Annotated in this window: 18 protein-coding genes; 15 read left to right on the top strand and 3 right to left on the bottom strand. The window is 62.9% G+C overall.

The features are described 5' to 3' along the window. The first annotated feature begins 2 nt into the window (after positions 1 to 2). The 6 genes from RLDS_RS37750 to RLDS_RS37725 all read left to right on the top strand — a co-directional run bounded on the left by RLDS_RS37750 (position 3) and on the right by RLDS_RS37725 (position 7820). Positions 3 to 1109 carry a Rieske 2Fe-2S domain-containing protein gene (locus tag RLDS_RS37750; RefSeq protein ID WP_021225604.1) on the top strand — a complete coding sequence of 369 codons (1107 nt, stop codon included), beginning with the start codon at positions 3 to 5 and terminating at the stop codon, positions 1107 to 1109. Between the two features lie 71 nt (positions 1110 to 1180). Further along, positions 1181 to 2446 carry a gallate dioxygenase gene (locus RLDS_RS37745; RefSeq protein WP_021225603.1) on the top strand — a complete coding sequence of 422 codons (1266 nt, stop codon included), beginning with the start codon at positions 1181 to 1183 and terminating at the stop codon, positions 2444 to 2446. 70 nt (positions 2447 to 2516) lie between these two features. Beyond that, complete coding sequence (locus RLDS_RS37740) at positions 2517 to 3824, top strand: MFS transporter (RefSeq protein WP_021225602.1); 1308 nt, start codon at positions 2517 to 2519, stop codon at positions 3822 to 3824. An 80-nt stretch (positions 3825 to 3904) separates the two neighbouring features. Further along, complete coding sequence (locus RLDS_RS37735) at positions 3905 to 5374, top strand: alginate export family protein (RefSeq protein WP_021225601.1); 1470 nt, start codon at positions 3905 to 3907, stop codon at positions 5372 to 5374. A gap of 334 nt (positions 5375 to 5708) precedes the next feature. Continuing rightward, complete coding sequence (locus RLDS_RS37730; protein WP_236616836.1) at positions 5709 to 6815, top strand: bifunctional helix-turn-helix transcriptional regulator/GNAT family N-acetyltransferase; 1107 nt, start codon at positions 5709 to 5711, stop codon at positions 6813 to 6815. Between the two features lie 198 nt (positions 6816 to 7013). After that, a complete protein-coding gene (locus RLDS_RS37725) occupies positions 7014 to 7820 on the top strand; it encodes a hypothetical protein (RefSeq protein WP_031297876.1) in 807 nt (268 codons plus the stop codon). 371 nt (positions 7821 to 8191) lie between these two features. Here RLDS_RS37725 and RLDS_RS37720 read toward each other — a convergent pair whose 3' ends face one another. Beyond that, complete coding sequence (locus tag RLDS_RS37720; protein WP_031297874.1) at positions 8192 to 9070, bottom strand: LysR family transcriptional regulator; 879 nt, start codon at positions 9068 to 9070, stop codon at positions 8192 to 8194. 209 nt (positions 9071 to 9279) lie between these two features. Between RLDS_RS37720 and RLDS_RS37715 the strand changes: the two genes are divergently transcribed. From RLDS_RS37715 to RLDS_RS37675, 9 genes are all read left to right on the top strand, one after another. Beyond that, a complete protein-coding gene (locus RLDS_RS37715; protein WP_009823877.1) occupies positions 9280 to 9975 on the top strand; it encodes a type 1 glutamine amidotransferase domain-containing protein in 696 nt (231 codons plus the stop codon). Next, positions 9975 to 10433 (top strand): VOC family protein, encoded by a 459-nt coding sequence (locus tag RLDS_RS37710; RefSeq protein WP_031297871.1) that lies wholly within the window; start codon positions 9975 to 9977, stop codon positions 10431 to 10433. Before RLDS_RS37715 ends, RLDS_RS37710 begins: the two co-directional genes overlap by 1 nt. Continuing rightward, positions 10433 to 11539 (top strand): NADH:flavin oxidoreductase/NADH oxidase, encoded by a 1107-nt coding sequence (locus tag RLDS_RS37705; protein WP_152528027.1) that lies wholly within the window; start codon positions 10433 to 10435, stop codon positions 11537 to 11539. Before RLDS_RS37710 ends, RLDS_RS37705 begins: the two co-directional genes overlap by 1 nt. Further along, positions 11536 to 12687 carry an L-dopachrome tautomerase-related protein gene (locus RLDS_RS37700; protein WP_009823880.1) on the top strand — a complete coding sequence of 384 codons (1152 nt, stop codon included), beginning with the start codon at positions 11536 to 11538 and terminating at the stop codon, positions 12685 to 12687. The genes RLDS_RS37705 and RLDS_RS37700 overlap by 4 nt, the downstream gene beginning before the upstream one ends. 76 nt (positions 12688 to 12763) lie before the next feature. Continuing rightward, positions 12764 to 13504, top strand: a complete 741-nt coding sequence (locus RLDS_RS37695; RefSeq protein WP_021225596.1) for an SDR family oxidoreductase — start codon at positions 12764 to 12766, stop codon at positions 13502 to 13504. A 111-nt stretch (positions 13505 to 13615) separates the two neighbouring features. Beyond that, positions 13616 to 13909, top strand: coding sequence for a putative quinol monooxygenase (locus RLDS_RS37690; protein ID WP_009823882.1), 294 nt, complete (start codon positions 13616 to 13618; stop codon positions 13907 to 13909). 107 nt (positions 13910 to 14016) lie between these two features. Continuing rightward, positions 14017 to 14436, top strand: a complete 420-nt coding sequence (locus tag RLDS_RS37685) for a GlcG/HbpS family heme-binding protein (protein ID WP_021225595.1) — start codon at positions 14017 to 14019, stop codon at positions 14434 to 14436. 320 nt (positions 14437 to 14756) lie between these two features. Continuing rightward, entirely contained in the window at positions 14757 to 15896 is a 1140-nt protein-coding gene (locus RLDS_RS37680; protein ID WP_021225594.1) for a glutathione-independent formaldehyde dehydrogenase, read from the top strand. 31 nt (positions 15897 to 15927) lie between these two features. Then, on the top strand, positions 15928 to 16221 hold the full coding sequence (locus RLDS_RS37675; RefSeq protein ID WP_021225593.1) for a DJ-1/PfpI family protein: 294 nt from the start codon (positions 15928 to 15930) through the stop codon (positions 16219 to 16221). A gap of 43 nt (positions 16222 to 16264) precedes the next feature. Here RLDS_RS37675 and istB read toward each other — a convergent pair whose 3' ends face one another. Beyond that, positions 16265 to 17032 carry an IS21-like element ISSsp5 family helper ATPase IstB gene (gene istB / locus RLDS_RS37670; protein WP_007686288.1) on the bottom strand — a complete coding sequence of 256 codons (768 nt, stop codon included), beginning with the start codon at positions 17030 to 17032 and terminating at the stop codon, positions 16265 to 16267. Next, complete coding sequence (gene istA, locus RLDS_RS37665) at positions 17029 to 18522, bottom strand: IS21 family transposase (RefSeq protein ID WP_011950768.1); 1494 nt, start codon at positions 18520 to 18522, stop codon at positions 17029 to 17031. The genes istB and istA overlap by 4 nt, the downstream gene beginning before the upstream one ends. Between the last annotated feature and the right edge of the window lie 120 nt (positions 18523 to 18642).

The following is an 18642-nucleotide window of genomic DNA, read 5'->3' as shown; positions in this document are numbered from 1 at the left end:
CCATGGTCACGACCGCATCGCCGCAGCAGAAAGAACATGACATCTTCGCCGCCATGGCGCCACATGACGCAGGCTCCTTCGCGAACAACCGCACGCCTTTGATCCGCAACTGCTGGTATGCCGCTGGCCGCGCGAGCGAGATTTGTCGCACGCCGCTAGCCCGCAAATTCCTGGGCGTCGACGTGGTGCTCTATCGAACCGAGAACGGCGATCCTGTCGCGATGCGCAATCGCTGCCCGCACCGTTCCTTTCCGCTGGCGCGCGGCAAGTTGGTCGGCGACCGACTTGTGTGCGGCTATCATGGCATGGAATTCGGTTCGGACGGCGTCTGCGCGCACATGCCCGCGCTGCCGCATGTGCCTGCGACCGCGTCGGTCAAGACCTTCCCGATCGTCGATCGCGGGCCGCTGACCTGGATCTGGATGGGGTCCCCGGACCTGGCTGACGAAGCGCTGATTCCCGATACTTTCTGGCTCAGCGATCCGGCTTGGGGGACCGTCTCGGGCGATTTCCACATCAAGTCCGACTATGTCGCGATGCATGAAAATCTGATCGACCAGACCCATTTCCCGTTCCTGCATCCCGATACGGTCGGAACGCCGGAATATGCCCGGTCCAAGCTCACCGCCTCGACCGAGAATAACCAGGTCGTGATCCGTCGCGAGTTGCGCAACGCGCCGCCGCCGGGCGTTTATGGCAAGCCCGCCAACATCATGCACAAGCTGGTCGACCGCACGTCGGAAGCACGTTTCGTGTCCCCTGCGCTGCACACTGCGTATGCCCGCGTCAGCGTGGTTGATCCCGATCCGGGTGAACCCAGCCTCTATCGCTACAACATTACCCATGTCTTCACGCCGGAAACGAACGACTCCATCCATTATTGGTGGTTCAACTCGCGCGACTATCTGCCCGGTGATGCCGCCATCGACCGGTTCATGCTGGAAGCCCACACCCAGGCCTATTCGGAGGATGTGGAAGCGCTGGAATGGATCAACGAAGTGGTCCGCACCGATGGCGAGGAACAGTTCGACCTGAGTTTCGCGCCCGACAAGCCCGGCCTGATGGCGCGACGTGTCATGTATCGTCTCGCCATGGCTGAACAGGGCTGAGACGATCGGCGCTGGCCTCTCCGCAACGGCCGGCGCCTCCGCATTTTGATCAGATTTCGACAGGACTAGACATGGCCACCATTATCGGCGCGATCGCCAGTTCGCATACGCCGACCATCGGCTTCGCGCTTGACGCCAACAAGCAGGAGGATCCGGCCTGGAAGCCGATCTTTGACGCCTATCTCCCGATCCGCACATGGCTCGAAGATAAGCGGCCCGACGTGCTGCTGATGATCTATAATGATCACATCACCTCTTTCTTCTTTGACCATTATTCTGCCTTCTGCCTCGGGGTGGATGATAGCTATCGGGTGGCAGACGAGGGCGGAGGCCCGCGCCCGATGCCTGCGATCGGCGGCCATGCGGCGCTCTCCCGCCATATCGTCCAGTCGCTGATGACGGACGAGTTCGATATGAGCACCTTCCGCAACAAGGGGCTGGACCATGGCATTTTCTCGCCACTGTCCGTGCTCATGGAGAATGACGGGCAGCGTTGGCCAACAAAGATCGTGCCGCTGCAGGTGGGCGTGCTGCAATTCCCGATCCCGTCTGCGCTGCGCTGTTACAAGCTGGGGCAGGCGCTGCGCCGTGCGATCGAAAGCTATCCTGAGGATATTAAGGTTGCGATCGTCGCCACTGGCGGCTTGTCGCATCAGGTCCACGGGGAGCGCTGTGGTTTCAACAACACACCTTGGGACGCGGAGTTTCTCGATCTGCTGGAGAAGGACCCGATAGCTTTGACCCGCCTGACCCATGCCGATTATGCCCGGCTCGGCGGGATGGAGGGCTCCGAAGTAATCATGTGGCTGGTGATGCGCGGCGCGCTCTCGGCGAGCGTGCGCAAGATCCACCAGAGCTATTATCTGCCGTCCATGTGCGCGATCGCGACCGCCATTTACGAGAATGAGGCCGCGCCGATGACAGAAAGCGATGCGGCGCATCATCTCCATATGATGGGTTCGCAGTTGGCGGGTATCAGCCGACTGGAGGGGACTTATCCCTATACGCTCGATCGCAGTGCGCGCGGCTGGAAGGTCAACAAGTTCCTCCACTCGCTCATCGATGCCGGCCATCGTGCCACATTCCGGGCCGACGAGGATGGGACATTGGCCGCCGCCGATCTTAGCGACGAGGAGCGTCGCCTGATACGCAACCGTGACTGGCGCGGGCTTATTCACTATGGCGCCATCTTCTTCCTCTTGGAAAAGCTGGCCGCGTTGAGCGGTGTGCCCAATCCGGCGATCTATGCCGCAATGCGCGGGCAATCGCTCGAAGAGTTTCAGAAGACCCGCAATCAGCAGGTCAGCTACGGGGTCGCTGCGCCAGCCGGCAACTGAAGACTATCGCAATCCAAAACAAAACAGTCCGGGGCCAACGGGTAGCGCGGCCTCGGAGAGGAGAAAATATATGGAAGACCCCCGCGCGATCATCGCGCGCGAGCCGATGCACTATCGTCAGGTGCTCACGGTCGCGACCGCGACGGCGCTCAATGCGCTCGACGGTTTCGATGTCCTTTCGATCAGTTTTGCCTCGCCCGGCATCGCGCATGACTGGGGCATTACCCGGGCGGCGCTGGGTGTCGTGCTGTCGATGGAACTGATCGGCATGGGTATCGGCGCCTTTCTGCTCGGCAATCTGGCCGACCGGATTGGACGTCGTCCCACGATCCTGACCTGTCTCGTCATCATGGGCAGCGGCATGGGGCTGGCGTCGATCGCCGGTAATGTCATGATGCTCTCGCTGTTCCGCCTGTTCACCGGGCTAGGCATTGGCGGCATGCTGGCAGCCACGGGCGCGATCGTCGCGGAATGTTCCAATGCCCGCCGTCGCAACCTGGCAGTGGCGATCATGGCCGGGGGCTATCCGGTCGGCGCGATCGTGGGCGGCAGCATCGCCTCGCTATTGCTGGCATGGACCGGGCGGTGGCAGTCGGTCTTCGAGTTCGGCGCGCTCGTGACGCTCTGCTTCATTCCGCTGGTGTTGCGGCTGGTGCCGGAAACCATCGCCTTCCTGTTGCACAGGCGGCCGGCGAATGCGCTGGAACGGATCAACCGCACCATGGTGCGGCAGGGGCGCGCACCCTTGGCGGAATTGCCCCCGCCCGATCCGCAAGTGGCGGGACCGGGCATCGCCCAACTCTTCAACCCGGACGTCCGCGCGCTCACCATCCTGCTGACCCTGGTCTATTTCGGCCACATGCTGAGCTTCTACTTCTTCGTGAAGTGGATTCCCAAGATTATCGTCGACATGGGCTTCGCCGCTGGGGCGGCGGGCGGCGTGTTGGTGTGGGCCAATGTTGGCGGAATGCTGGGATCGCTCGGCATCAGCCTGCTCAGCCAGCGGTTCAGCGTGCGTCGGCTGGTGGCGATTGCCATGTTCGGTGGCGCGGTAGCGATTTGCGTCTTTGGCGCATGGCCGCGCACCCTGTCCGAATTGTCGATCATGGCGTGTATCGGCGGCGTCTTCACCAATGGCGCGACGGCGGGGCTCTATGCGGTGATCGCCCAATCCTTCCCGGCGCGGCTGCGCGCGGGCGGAACCGGGCTGGTGATCGGGATAGGGCGGGCTGGCGCTGCACTTGGGCCGGTGCTCGCCGGCCTGCTGTTCACGGCCGGCTGGTCGCTGGGGCCGGTTGCCCTGATGCTCGCCTGCGGCACGCTGATCGCCGGGATCATCCTGCTGACCCTTAACTATCGCGAAAGCGCCATCGCCTGAACCGCGCCGCACGAGCGGTTGATCCAAGTCGGAACCATCAAGACCCGGCTGCGGCCAGCCGGGATCGGGAGACTATTGCCATGTCTTATCAAGATCGCCGTGCGCTGATGGCGGCGGTATCGCTGCTCTGCGTGACAGTGCCCTGCAGTGCGTTCGCCCAGTTCGGCCCTGCACCGGTACCCGCCGCACCGCCGGTGCCCGAACCGGTGCCCGGTGGCATTCCGGCGACATCGGGTGTGCCGCAGAGCCTGCGATGGACCGAGGATTGGGGCATTGCGGCCGACCCTGCCTATCGCCGTGACAATCCGCTGGAACGCCTGCGCAACCTGCCGATCTCCGATCCGGATATTCGCCTCTCGATCGGCGGAGAGATGCGCTATTATTATCAGAGCTGGACGCACCAGAATCTGGGCGCCAGCGCAAATGACGCCAACCACAATCTAGGCCAGCGGCTGCGGCTCGTCACGGAATTGCGCGTGACGCCCTTTCTGCGCATCTTCAGTGAACTTGGCCACAACAAGGAATATGACGCGACAACGGCTACGCCGCCCAATCGCGACAAGCTGGAATTTCAGCAGATATTCGCGGACATCACCGTGCCGCTCGGCGATCAGGCGCTTTTCACGCTGCGGCCGGGCCGGTTTGAAATGCCGCTGGGCAATGGCAAGCTGGTGGGGTTGCGCGATGGGACCAATGTGCGCTTCACCTATCAGGGTGTGCGGGGCACCTTCATCCTCAAGAACCGCCTGCGGATCGACGCTTTCGCGGTGCGGCCGATGCAGTTGCTAGCCGGCTCCTTCGACGACAAGGCCAATCCTGATCGCCATTTCAACGGCGTGACAGTCTCCGCCGCCAAGGGACTGCTGCTGCCCGACACCCAAATCGACGTCTATCATTATGACGTCTTCAACAAGGTCGCGAAATTCGCCCTGCTGACAGGCGAGGAACATCGTGAAAGCTGGGGCATGCGCATCGGCGGCAAGAGCGGCGCCTGGGACTATGATGCGGAAGGGACGTTCCAGACGGGCCATTTCGCCGGCGATCGCATCCGCGCCTGGGGCTTCAACAGTGATCTGGGCTACAGTCTGCCGCCCACGACGCCGCTGCGCCCGCGCGTCGGTCTCCGCTTCGATGCGTTCAGCGGCGACGGCAAGCCCAATAACGGCACCCTGGGCACCTTCGCGCCGCCTGCGCCGCGCCTGCCCCTGTTCGGCGACGCGGGCTATCTCAATTTCTCCAACATCATCGATCTCTATCCGAACCTGACCGTCAAGCCGGCCAAGGCGCTGACGCTGGTCGCGGGACCGGAATTTTTCTGGCGCGAAACGAAGGAGGACGCGACCTATGCCGGGCCAACCAACTATCCCGGCGTGCGGCCGGTCGGGTCGTCCTATGTGGGGACCGGCTATAATTTCCAGGCCGACTGGATCGTCACGAAAAATCTTAGCTACCGCTTCTTCTTTACCCGCTGGATCGCGAGCGAGGCGTTCAAGGCCGGCGGGGGTAAGAGCAGCGATTATGTCGGTATCTGGCAGCAGATCCGCTTCTAGTGCATTTCCTCCTTGGAGCAGATCAGGGGGGCAGCGTTGGCACATTTCAATCAGCGCTTTAGATGCTGCCTTAAGATCGATCCATGAAATCGATACAGGGTGCGTCGCGCATTTTTTATCGGGCGAGCAAGAGCGGCTAATTATTTCAGCCAATGCAAAATTGTACTTGGCCCGGTTTGAAGAAATGATAGCGACAATCGAACCGTGATGCACGACGGTAGCGTTGCGCCCATCGTTGCAGTTCGACAGCGATATTCTAATCCCGGGAACGGAAACGCAAATCGGACCGGGGCAGGGACTTCGACGACCGGCGCTTGGCAAAGCCGACCCTTCAATGCCGTTCAACCGCGAATTTCACGCACCCGCATGCGGACGGACCGGTTTTTCATCGCGCACTAGCAGAGTTGCACGTGATGAGGCTCGCCGCAGCCGGTTGACGAAACAGATCCTTTTACATAACAGGATATATATCACGTTATGGAGATCGGGTATGGACGTTATTCGTGAGGGAGGCATCGGCTTTCTGGGCAGCCGGCTGAAGCGGCTCGGTGAGCGAATGCAGGCTGGGGCGGCGCGTGTTACGGCAGATGCCGGCCTACCTGTGCAGCCCGCCCACATGGCCTTTCTGGCAGCGCTGGACGGCGACGCACAGACGATCGGCCAGTTGGTGCAGGCCGTAGGAATCAGCCAGCCAGGTGTGACCCGCTCAGTCGGCCAATTGGTAGAACTGGGCCTGGTTCGCTCCGAGCAGGGCGAAGACCAGCGACAGCGCACTATTTCGCTGACCCCGGAGGGCGCGGCGGTTCTGGCAAGGGCTAGGGTCCATGTCTGGCCACCAGTCGAGGATGCGGTTCGCGCGCTGCTCGGCAAGGACGCCGATGCCTTCATGGCGCAGATCACAATGTTGGAAACGGCGCTGGCGGAAACCCCGCTCGAAGTGTTGGCGGCCCAGTCCAGCCAGCCGATCCTGGTGGTCCGCGAATATACCGACTCGCTTGCCCATCATTTCGCCGACATCAATGCCGAGTGGATCAATGAAATGTTCCATCTCGAGGCGGCGGACCAACTGGTTTTAGACAATCCCCGCAAACACATCATCGATGCCGGAGGTACGATACTGTTCGTCGAGGCTCGGGGCCTTGGCATCGTGGGTGCGGGGGCGTTGCAGCCGTCCCATGATGGCGGGCTTGAGTTGACGAAGATGGGAGTGCGGTCAAGCGCGCGTGGGCTGAAGGCTGGTGAATTCCTGCTGGCGGCGCTGATCGAGCGGGCTCAATCGATGAAGGGCGATCCGTTGTACCTGCTCACCAATGCTCGTTGTTCGGCCGCGGTCCATCTCTACGAAAAATTGGGCTTTCGCCACGACGCAGAGATCATGGCCCGTTATGGATCGCGATACGAGCGATGCAATGTTGCGATGCGCTATCCGATTGCCGGATAGCCCATTTCACTCGGGAAGACGTTCTGAAACGGGGGAAACATTATCGCTTCGTTCTTCTCCGACCCATTCTTCCCGTTCAGACGCCGATTTGCCTTTCCCAGGAGCAGCCCGTCCGCTTTCCCATTCCGGGTTCAATGCTCGATCTGTTCGAGAAAATTTTGTTTCCCGGCAGGACGGGAGCGGACCGGCCGAAACGGAATGACGCCAAAAATCGAATTGTCAGGTTTGAGGAGTGAGGCGATATTCGAACCCGCAGTAGAGGTAGCTACGCAGCCTGACACGCCCTATGAAAGTTTGCGCATGATCCGATATGCCTGCATCGCCGCTGCGCTCACCCTCGGGATTGTAGCCCCCTTGGCCGCGCAGAACGCTTCGCGGACATACGATTTTCAGGAACGAACTCGCACACTCGCATTCGATCCCGCGCGGTTCTTTCCCGAAGGGTTCGAACTGGCGATGTCAGTTCGTTACCTGGGAGACGACTACGGTTATCCGGTTTACGCGGTCGCCGTTCACAAAGGCTGCACCGCTGACGACCGAGGCGAGGCACGCCGAACATGCGGTGAGCGCTTAACTGCCCGAATGGTCCGTTCACCCTACGAAGGGAAACCACCAAGACCACGGGCCCGGGGGCAGCGGCTATTTGCCATGATCGCACAGTCCAAGCCACAAAGCGATGACGCCCTTCTTCCTCTACTCGATAAGGCGGGACTAGAGTGGCGTGAAGCAGACATTCGCAAATGCCCCACTGCCATGGCGCACCTCAGGAGCGGCCAAGACCTCAGGTTCTCAGCTGTGCTCGGCGAGGCCGCCCAGGCGCCCCAGATAGTGCTGCACGCGGATAAAGTTTCATTTGAGATTGGCGGCTACCTGACGCGATCGCGCTATGAAGGCTGGCTCAAACCGGGCAGTCCGGGCGAGTGGGCTGATGATTTTGTTGCGAGCTTGGAACCTTGCTGGACGCCTTCCATGGCGCTCGTCCCCTGGCGAGTGATCAAAGGATAACTCAACGCCCTTTCCCGGCATGACAGGTCCCGTCTTACTCGCGTGAAACAACCGGCTTGGGGTGAAAAGCGGCCATCTCCGCTGTCGACCCTTTGTCGCCATTCAGCGCCGGGCTTTCGCTCCCCAGCAGCAGACCGTCCGCTATTCCGGCGGGTGTCGACCAAGATGCGTCGTTCGCCGGTCGCGCTTTCAACGACAGCTTCTGCCAAAACCTGCCGCTCGGTCGCCGTGAAACCGTCTAGCAGCAATGCGCCCTAAATTCGGACGTTCGGCCTTGTAGCCGACGATCCCGAAAGCCGCCATTCGTTTCGCCAGCGCTCAACTGGTTCAGACCCGACATTGCGCTCACGGCCCAACAGGCGTGGCCACCATTATTTTCGGAGTGCAGCAATCAGGGCGTCCCGAGCCATGGCCACGCGCGGGTGTCGCAGCGATGAGCGTGCCCAGACGAGGTAGTAAGCGTTGCGCGGCACCGTGACCGGGGCAGGTATCTCGATCAGCGTGCAGGCAGCGCGTTCGCTGCGGGTGAGATAGCCAGGCATCACCGTCCAGCCGAGACCCGCGCACAATCCCGACCGTAGCACCCTCAGATCGGGCGCGGTCAACGCGGGCTGGCTCGTCAGCTCGATCTGGTTTGCATGGAGCCAGGTACGCAGCAGCGGTCGGTCGAGGTCGTACGCGAGGTGGGCCGTCCGGTTGAGCCCGTCGGCAAGCGGCAATTCGGCAATCCGCATGGCAACGGCGGGCGAGGCTACGGCGCGCAGGTGCTCTTCGCCCAGCGGATGAAAGGCCAACCGCGGATCTTCGGGCTGCGAGGCGGTGACGGCTAGGTGCACCTTGTCTTCGAGCAGCAAGGCATAGAGCGCCTCGCGCCCGCCGATATGCAGGCGCAGGTCTAGCCCCGCATCCAGCAGCGGCGCCAGTCGGGGCGCGATCATCTCTCCCAGTAGGTCCGACGGCGCGGCGATGTGGACCGTGCCCGAGATGCGCGACGATCGGGCCCGCGCGCTGGCCAGTGCCGATTCCGCCGTGTCGAGGCTGCTTCCGATCGAAGCCGCGAGATCGTCGGCAATCGCTGTTGGTCGAACACCCCGCGAATGGCGATCGAACAAGGGACGGCCCAATTGCGCCTCGAGCGATGCGATGTGCTGCGACGCAGCCGGTTGGGTGATGCCGATTGCCCGGGCCGCCTCGCTCAGTGAACGACGGCGGTAGACTTCGACGAAGGTGCGCAACTGCAGGAGGGACATTCCGGTTCCATAACCGGATTTATGGCCGTCCGCCATTCCCGCTGGATTTCATGATGCCGTTCCCTGCGTATCTAAGCCGCCGAAAGGAACGATCGAAGCAAAATCGCCGCCAATTGCTCCAAGCCCTCACCGCTGTCCTGGTGGCGGGCGCGGCGCCGGCGGGTGCGTTTGCTCGTGTTTCCGACATCACTAGAAAAGGACAACTGACGATGACCCGCATTCTCATGGTGGCCACCTCCGCCGACCGCATGACTCCCGGCACCGAACCGACGGGCGTCTGGCTCGAGGAACTTACCACCCCGTACTACGCGTTCCGCGATGCGGGCGCCGAGGTTACGCTGGCCTCGATCAAGGGTGGCGCCATCCCCGTCGACCAGCGTAGCGTCAACGCCGACGGCGAGAACGACGCTTCGGTCGAGCGCTATCTGAAGGACGAGGCCCTGAAGGGCGAGGTTGCCAGCACCCTTGTATTCACAAGCATCGATCCCGCCGGCTACGACGCGCTGTTCCTGCCGGGCGGCCACGGCACCATGTTCGATTACCCCGTCAGTGACGAACTGGCCCGCCTGGTCGAACGCTTCGACCGCGAAGGCAAGATCGTCGCCGCCGTCTGCCATGGACCGGCAGGGCTGGTCTCGGCGAAGAAGGCCGATGGCACGCCCTTCGTCGCCGGCCGCCGTGTCGCGGGCTTCACGGACAGCGAGGAACGCGCGGTCGGTCTCGATCAGGCGGTGCCGTTCCTCCTCGAAACGCGTCTCAAGGAACTCGGCGGCAAGCACGAGGGCGGCCCCGATTTTGCCCCCTTCGCCCTGCGCGACGGCAATCTGGTGACCGGCCAGAACCCCGCCAGCGCTACCCTCACCGCAGAGCTCGTGATGGAAGCCCTCAAGGACAAGGTCGCCTGATCATGCGCTATCTCCACACCATGCTGCGCGTCGCCGATCCCGAGGCAGCGATCCGGTTCTTCACGCTGCTGGGTCTTAAGGAGACCCGGCGCATGGAGAACCAGGCCGGGCGTTACACGCTGATCTACCTTGCCGCCGACGAGGATTTCCGCGGCGACGGCGAGCAGGGCGATGCCGAGGTCGAACTGACGTACAACTGGCCGCCCGAGGACGGCAGCGCTACCGAGACTTACACGGGGGGCAGAAACTTCGGCCATCTCGCCTACGGGGTCGACGACATCTACGAGACGTGCGCGCGGCTGCAAGCGGGCGGCGTGACGATCAATCGCCCCCCGCGCGACGGATACATGGCGTTCGTCCGCTCGCCGGACGGGATCTCGATCGAACTGCTCCAAAAAGGCGAACACATGGCCCCGGCCGAACCCTGGGCCTCCATGCCCAACACGGGCGCATGGTGATGGCGCGCCTGTTCGAACCGCTCGAGGTCGCGGGGCTGCGGCTTGCCAACCGCATCGTTATCGCGCCGATGTGCCAGTATTCTGCCGAGGACGGCGCGATGACCGATTGGCACCGGATGCATCTCGGCCAGTTGGCGCTGTCGGGCGCGGGCGCGCTGACGATAGAGGCGACCGCTGTCAGCCCCGAAGGTCGCATCACCTACGGTGACGTCGGCCTGTACGATGACCGTACCGAAGCGGCGATGCGAAGCGTGCTAGAAAGCGTCCGTCAGTGGTCGGACATGCCGCTCGTCATCCAGCTGGCCCATGCCGGCCGCAAGGCGAGCAGCGCCAAGCCGTGGCACGGCGGAGCGCAGCTTCCCCCCGATACGGAGAATGGCTGGCAGACCGTGGCACCCAGCGCCATTCCCTTCGCTCCGGACGACCATCCCCCTGTCGAACTGGACAAGTCAGGGCTTGCCCGCATCCGGGAGGCGTTCGCGGATGCCGCCCGGCGCGCCGGCAGGCTCGGCATCGAAGCCGTCCAGATCCACGCCGCGCATGGCTATCTGCTTCACGAGTTTCTTTCGCCGATCTCCAACCGGCGCGGCGACGAATACGGCGGCAGCCTCGACAACCGGATGCGGTTCCCGCTGGAAGTGTTCGATGCCGTGCGCGAATCGTTTCCGGCCGACCGCCCGGTGACCGTTCGCGTTTCCGGGACTGACTGGGTTGAAGGCGGCTGGACAGCGGAAGAAACCGCAAGGTTTGCGCAGGAACTGAAGCGGCGCGGTTGCGCGGCGATCCACGTCTCCGGCGGCGGGCTCGACCCGCGCCAGCAGATCCCGGTCGGCCCCGGCTATCAGGTACCGCTGGCCCGCACGGTCAAGGACGCGGTCGCTATGCCTGTAATCGCTGTCGGCTTGATCACCGATCCGCACCAGGCGGAGCGCATCCTAGAAGACGGGCATGCCGACGCCATAGCGATTGCCCGCGCTGCGCTGTGGGATCCGCGTTGGCCCTGGCACGCCGCCGCCGCGCTTGGTGCATCGGTCAAGGCGCCCCCGCAATATTTCCGGTCCGAGCCTCACGAAGTGGGCCGCATTCTCAAGGAAATGACGCCATGAAAATCTCCGTCAAACTGCTTCTGGCCGCTGGCGCTGCCCTCTCGCTTGCCGCCTGCGCGACGACCCGGGAGGGTGCATCCGCGCCCCGGATCGAACAGGTCGCGACCTTCGATGGCGCGATGCCGACTGGCGTGACCGTCGCCCCCAACGGGCGCATCTTCGTCAACTTCCCGCAATGGGGCGACAACGCGCCGTTCACGGTTGCCGAGCTGGTCGACGGCAAGGCGGTGCCTTATCCCGACGCCGCGACCAACCGGCCCGATCCGGCCGACCCGGCGGGGCATTTCATCTCGGTGCAGAGCGTGGTGGCAGACGGCGCCGATCGCCTGTGGGTGCTCGACACGGCGGCGCCCAAATTCTCTCAACCACGGGCCGGCGGTGCAAAGCTGGTGGCGATCGATCTTGCGACCAACCGGGTGGTGAAGACGATCGTCCTGCCGCCCAGCGTGGTGCTGCCCACGACCTACCTCAACGATGTGCGCTTCGATCTGCGTCAGGGCGCCGAGGGCGTCGCCTACATCACCGACAGCAGCAACGACGGCGTCGGCGGCATCATCGTCGTCGATATCGCCAGCGGGCGTGCGATCCGGCGCCTGTCGAACCATGCGACGACCAATCCCGAGCCCGGCTTCACCCCGGTCGTCGACGGCGCGGTGCTCATGAACCGCCCGGCCGACGGCCCCGCGACGCCGGTCACGATCGCAAGCGACGCGATTGCGCTCAGCGCCGACGGCAGCCTGCTGTATTACGGGCCACTGTCGGGCCGCACGCTGCACGCGGTGCCCACGGCGATGCTGCGCGATCCCGCGGTGTCCGAGGAGGCGTTAGGCCGCGCGGTCCGCAGCCTGGGGCGCAAAGGCGCCTCGGACGGGATAGCCGAGGACGACAAGGACCGCGTGTTCGCCGGCGATTACGAGAACAACGCGATCCGCGTGCTCGACCAGGGCCGCTGGACGACGGTGGTCAGCGACCCGCGCATCAGCTGGCCCGACACGCTATCGATCGGCACCGACGGCTACCTCTACTTCACCGCCAACCAGCTCCACCGCCAGCCCGGCTTCCACGGCGGGCGGGACCTGCGCCGCAAGCCCTACGAGCTGCTCCGCATCAAGGTCGGCGCCGCTCCCGTCCTGTTGCGCTCGCGGTGAACCCATCAGGCCGGGCGGGCTCGCGCGGGACCGCGATCCGGCGAAAAATCAACAACTGACTTGAAGGAATACAATCATGACCAAAGGTATCGAAGGCAAGGTAATTCTCATTACCGGCGGCAGCAGCGGCATCGGCGCGGAAACTGCGCGTCTTCTCGCTGACCGCGGCGCCAAAGTGGCCATCGCCGCGCGGCGCAAGGACAGGCTCGACGAGGTCGTCGCGGACATTGCCGCAACGGGCGGAACGGCACGCGCCTATGCGCTCGACGTCACCGACAAATCGGCGGTCCAGTCCGTCGTCGCCGCAATCATTGCCGACTTCGGCCGCCTCGACGTGCTGATCAACAACGCCGGGCTGATGCCGATCCGTCCGATGGCCGAGGTCAACACCGACGAGTGGGACCAGATGATCGACGTCAATCTGAAGGGTACGCTCTACGGCATCGCGGCGGCCCTTCCCGGTTTTCTCGAGCAGGGCAGCGGTCACATCATCAACTTAAGCTCGGTTGCGGGCATCAAGGTCTTCGCACCGGGCGGCACGGTCTATTCCGGCACCAAGTTCGCCGTCAGCGCGATCAGCGAGGGCTTGCGCCACGAGGTGGGGGAAAAGGTCCGGGTCACGTCAATCGAGCCTGGAGCTGTCGAAAGCGATTTGAAGTTCACGACCTCTGGCGCGGCCGCCGAGACGGTGCTGGACTTCTACAAGCAGGCCATCCCGGCGGCATCGGTGGCGCGTGCTATCGCGTTCGCTGTCGAACAACCTGATGACGTCGATGTCAACGCGATCGTCATCAGGCCGACTGCACAGGAGTTCTGATTTCGACGAGGAGGCGGGGCCGCGTGTGCTCCGCCTCGTGGGGAACGTACCGGCCCGCTCGTCCGTTACTTTGCCGAAGAATAGCTGAGCGTTCAACTTGAGGAGTGATTTATGCCCAAACTTGCCCTGTATGTACCACTGAAGGCCAAGCCCGGAAAAGAGCGCGATGTCGCCGATTTCCTGACCTCGGCATTGCCGCTCGTTCAAGCTGAGCCGGGCACTCTGACCTGGTATGCGATCGAGGAAGGTCCCGGTGCGTACGCGATCTTCGATACGTTCGACACGGAGGAGGATCGGCAGGCCCATCTTGACGGCAAGGTTGCCGCCGCACTGATGGACAAGGCAGAAGAACTGTTTTCTGAACCGCCGCAGATTCACAAGTTCACCCTGCTGGCCGCGAAATAGCCGAGCGGTCGGCACCCTAGCGCGTCGCTCTCATCGCCCGCGTGGGGGGCCCGGGCGCGGCGGCGTGCGTTGAGCGGCTTTCCCCGAACCGGCCACGGAGATACTCCATGCGCACCACCCAGACGCTCGACCTGAACGACGCGCGGACGATCATCGATTTGGGGATCGCGGAGGCCGAGCGGACAGGCAACCCGATGAACATCGCGGTGGTGGACGCGGGCGGCTGCCTCCTAGCGTTCGCGCGGATGGACGATTCGTGGCGCGGCAGCGTCGACATCGCGATCGGCAAGGCGTGGGCGGCGCGCGCGTTCGACGTCGAGACCAAGGCGCTGGCGAAGCTCGCCCAGCCGGGCGCCGACTTCTACGGCATCCATGCCTCCAACGACGGCAAGGTGATGATCTTCGCCGGGGGCGTGCCGATCAAGGAGGGCGAGACGGTGATCGGCGCGGTGGGCGTGTCGGGCGGCACCGGCAAGGAGGACGAGAGCGTGGCCGAGGCAGCGGCGCAGGCGTTCGCGCGCGGCTGAGCCTTGGAGCGCGGAGCTGGGCGCGGCGGTGCCCGCTTAGTCGAAGGCGGTTCAGTCGACGGCGGCGGGCGCGCCTCCCGCGCGGCGCGGGTCGCCTCCGTTTAGAGCGTTATTCGGCCATTCTGGCCCAGTTATTCAGAAAACCGCCGTGAATCGATCCCAGGATAGCCCACGGGAAGGAACCTCTCAGGTAGCACAAGGTTCAGGAAACTGAGATCACTTGGAAGGGTGCGATGTCCTCCGCCGCTGCGATGGACCGGATCATCAGCAAGGTCTCGATTTGATGACGCGTTGAGAAGAGCTGCGAAAGGAAAGGATCCGTGAAAGCTGTCGTGTACAACGGGCCCAAAGATGTTTCTGTCAGTACCATCGATGATCCCAAGATTGAAAAGCAGACCGATGTTATCATCCGGCTGACCACGACCAATATCTGCGGGTCGGACCTTCACATGTATGAGGGCCGTACCAGCTTCGAAAAGGGCCGGGTCTTCGGTCACGAAAACCTTGGCGAGGTCATCGAAGTTGGCGCTGCCGTAGATCGTATCAAGAAGGGCGATCGCGTGTGCATGCCGTTTAACGTCGGTTGCGGTTTCTGCGAAAATTGCGAACGCGGTTTGACGGGTTTTTGCCTCACGACCAACCCTGGAACCGCCGGCGCAGCGTATGGCTTTGCCGAGATGGGTCCGTGGCAAGGTGGTCAGGCCGAGTTGATGCGCGTTCCTTATGCGGACTTCAATTGTCTGAAGCTGCCTGAGGACGCTGAGGAGAAGGAGGATGACTATGTCATGCTCTCCGACATCTTCCCCACCGGTTGGCATGGCGTCGAACTGTCGGGTTTCCTGCCTGGCGAAAGCATTGCGATCTACGGCGCCGGTCCGGTCGGTCTAATGGCCGCGCACTCGGCCGAAATCCGCGGCGCCTCTCAGATCTTTGTCGTCGATTCTCACGATGACCGTCTGAAACTGGCCGAGGCGATGGGCGCTATTCCGATCGATATGCGCAAGGGCGATCCCGCCCAGCAGATCCTTGACGCGACTGGCGGCCTCGGGACCGACCGGGGGGTCGAGGCGGTCGGGTATCAGTGTTGCGATCGCCACGGCAAGGAGCGCAGCAATTACACGATGAACTGCCTCGTCAAAAGCACGAAGGCCACCGGCGGAATCGGCGTCGTCGGCGTGTTCATTCCGGAAGACCCGAACGCGCCCGACGATCTCCAGAAGGAAGGCAAGATGGCGTTCGACTTCGGCAACTTCTGGTTCAAGGGCCAGAAGATTGGCACCGGCCAGTGCAATGTAAAGCACTACAACCGGCGACTGATGAAGCTTATCGAGCAAGGCCGGGCCAATCCTGCCAAAATCATCTCGCACCGACTGCCGCTCGATCAGGCACCAGACGCCTACAAGCATTTCGACGAGCGCGATGCAGGCTGGACGAAGGTCGTGCTCAAGCCGGGCACCTGACCTTAGTCTTCGACGGAATAGGAAATAAATTATGACTTTGGAAGGCAAATCGGTTGCCATTCTGATTGCACCCCGAGGGACGGAAGAACCAGAATTCTCGAAGCCCAAGCAAGCTGTCGAGGACGCTGGTGGCAAAGTGACCGTGATCAGTTTTGAACCGGGCAAGGCTCGCACAGTCAATAGCGATCTTGACGAGGGCGCCAGCTATACTATCGACAAGACGTTTTCCGAGGTGAAAGCCGACGTGTCAACGGCGGAGCAAAAGTCGGCCATTCGGCGGCGTAAAACCAGGCCATCGTGTTACATGCCGGGGGGAGTGGCGTGAGGGCGTAGCCCGAGGGCCACTCCCCCCGGCATTGGTGTAATTTTCAGGGTCTGGTTTTGGCCTTGCGGGCCCGGCTGTGCGCGAGGCGATAGCTTTCGCCGTTCATCTCGAGGATGCTGACGTGATGGGTCAGGCGATCGAGGAGCGCGCCTGTGAGACGCTCAGATCCGAAGGTTTCGGTCCATTCGTCGAAGGGCAGGTTGCTGGTGATGAAGGTGGAGCCGCGTTCGTAACGCTGGGAGATCAGCTCGAACAACAGTTCGGCGCCGGTCTTGGAGAGCGGCACAAAGCCCAGTTCGTCGATGATGAGCAGCTTGTATCCGGCCATCTGCTTCTGGAAGCGCAGAAGACGGCGCTCGTCGCGGGCCTCCATCATTTCGCTGACCAGCGCTGCCGCGGTGGTGAAGCCCACCGACAGTCCTTTCTGGCATGCTGCCAGTCCGAGCCCCAACGCTACGTGCGTCTTTCCGGTGCCTGATGGCCCCAGAGCGATGGCGTTCTCACGCCGCTCGATCCACTCGCAGCGCGCCATCTCGAGCACCTGCATCTTGTTGAGCCTGGGGATGGCGGCGAAGTCGAAGCTGTCGAGGCTTTTGACGGCGGGGAAGCGCGCGGCCTTGATGCGCCGCTCGACCATGCGACGCTCCCTGTCGATCATTTCCATCTCGACGAGGCGGGCGAGGAAGCGGATATGATCGACGCCTTCAGCGGCACATTGCCGCGCGAGCTTGTGATGCTCACGCAGGCACGTAGGCAGCTTGAGCGCCTTGAGATGGTGAGCGAGAAGGATCTCCGGGGCCTGATCGCTCATGCGGCCTCCTGCCGGTCGGAGAGCAGGCTCAGATAGGCTCTGGCAAAGGTCTTCTCGACCGTGGTGCGTGGCAGGAAGGGATAGACGTCCAGGTCCAGCCTGGGCGGTACGCGTTCGATCCGGCACAGGACGAGGTGCTTGACGGCATCGAAGCCGATGGCGCCAAGATCGATGGCCTGTTCGACCGCCGCCTGGAGATCGGCGAGGGTGAACGTTTCCAGCAGGCGCAGTACCTGCACATATTCGCGCCTGCCATGTTTGTGCATGCGCCCTTCCATCAACCGCTGCAGTGTCGTGAACGCTTCGGGCAGGTCCCAGCCCTGCAAAGGCGCAGCCTGGTCGAATGCGTTGATCTTCTGCTCGATCAGCGGGAGATAATGGAGCGGGTCGAAGACAACCTCCTCGCGGGCATAGCAACGAGGATGACGGGCGATGACTTCGCTGCGGCAGCCGATCACCACCTCATCGACATAGGCCCTGATCCAGACCTCCTGATGGCCCCAGGCCACCGGAACCGAATAATCGTTGGTCCTGTAGCGCACCAGGGATTGCGAGGAGACCCTCCCGCCTTTCTGATCGCAGGCCTCGAAGGGTGTAGCGGGCAGAGGCTGCATGGCCGCGAGATCGCGCTGCAGCCGCTCACCGATCGTCTCGCTCTGCCCGCGCACCTTGTCCTGCTGGCGCTTGCGGCATTGCTCCTCCAGCCACAGGTTGAACGCCTCCCAGGTCGGGAACTTCGGGATCGGCACCATGAAGTTGCGCCGGCAATAGCCTACCAGCCCCTCCACATTGCCTTTCTCGTTCCCCTTGCCCGGGCGAGCATAGCGGTCGCGGATCACGTAATGTGACAGGAAAGCGCTGAACAGCGTGGCACGCTGCCGCGTGCCGTCGGGCAGGATCTTCGTCACAAGGCAGCGATCGTTGTCATAGACGATCGAGCGCGGTACCGCGCCGAAAAACGCGAAGGCATGCACGTGTCCGTCCACCCAGGCCTCCGCCACCGCCGCCGGATAGGCCCGCACATAGCAGGCATCACTGTGCGGCAGATCGAGCGCGAAGAAGTAGGCCTTCTGCTCCACCCCGCCGATCTCCACCAGCGCTTCCCCGAAATCGGCCTGCGCATCTCCCGCAGGGTGCGCCAGCGGCACGAACATCTCCCGGCTGCGCTGTTCGCGCTCCCGGATGTAATCCTTGATGATCGTATAGCCGCCGGTGAAACCATGCTCGGTGCGCAAACGGTCGAATACCCGCTTCGCCGTATGGCGTTGCTTGCGCGGGACACTGCGGTCACCCTCAAGCCATCCATCAATGATCGCCACAAACCCGTCCAGCTTCGGGCGCTGCGGTACGGACTGGCGCCGGTAACCCGGCGGCGATGAAAACGACAGCATCTTGCGTACCGTTTCGCGCGACACATTGAAACGCTTCGCCGCCGCCCGTTGGCTCATGCCATCCGCGCAAGCCAGACGGACCTGAAGATAAAGTTCCACGCTGTAGATCCCCACACCTCCCTGACTCGGCAGAAAGGCTTCAAGGTGGACGACTTTTACGCCGCCCGCAGCAGGACTATCCCGCCGCTACCGTGGTCGAATATTGCTCCGCCGTTCTCA

Source organism: Sphingobium lactosutens DS20, from assembly GCF_000445105.1.
In the GTDB taxonomy this organism is placed as follows: Bacteria; Pseudomonadota; Alphaproteobacteria; order Sphingomonadales; family Sphingomonadaceae; genus Sphingobium; species Sphingobium lactosutens.
The sequence above is the reverse complement of the archived record's forward strand: the minus strand, read 5'-3'. Positions and strand labels throughout refer to the sequence as shown.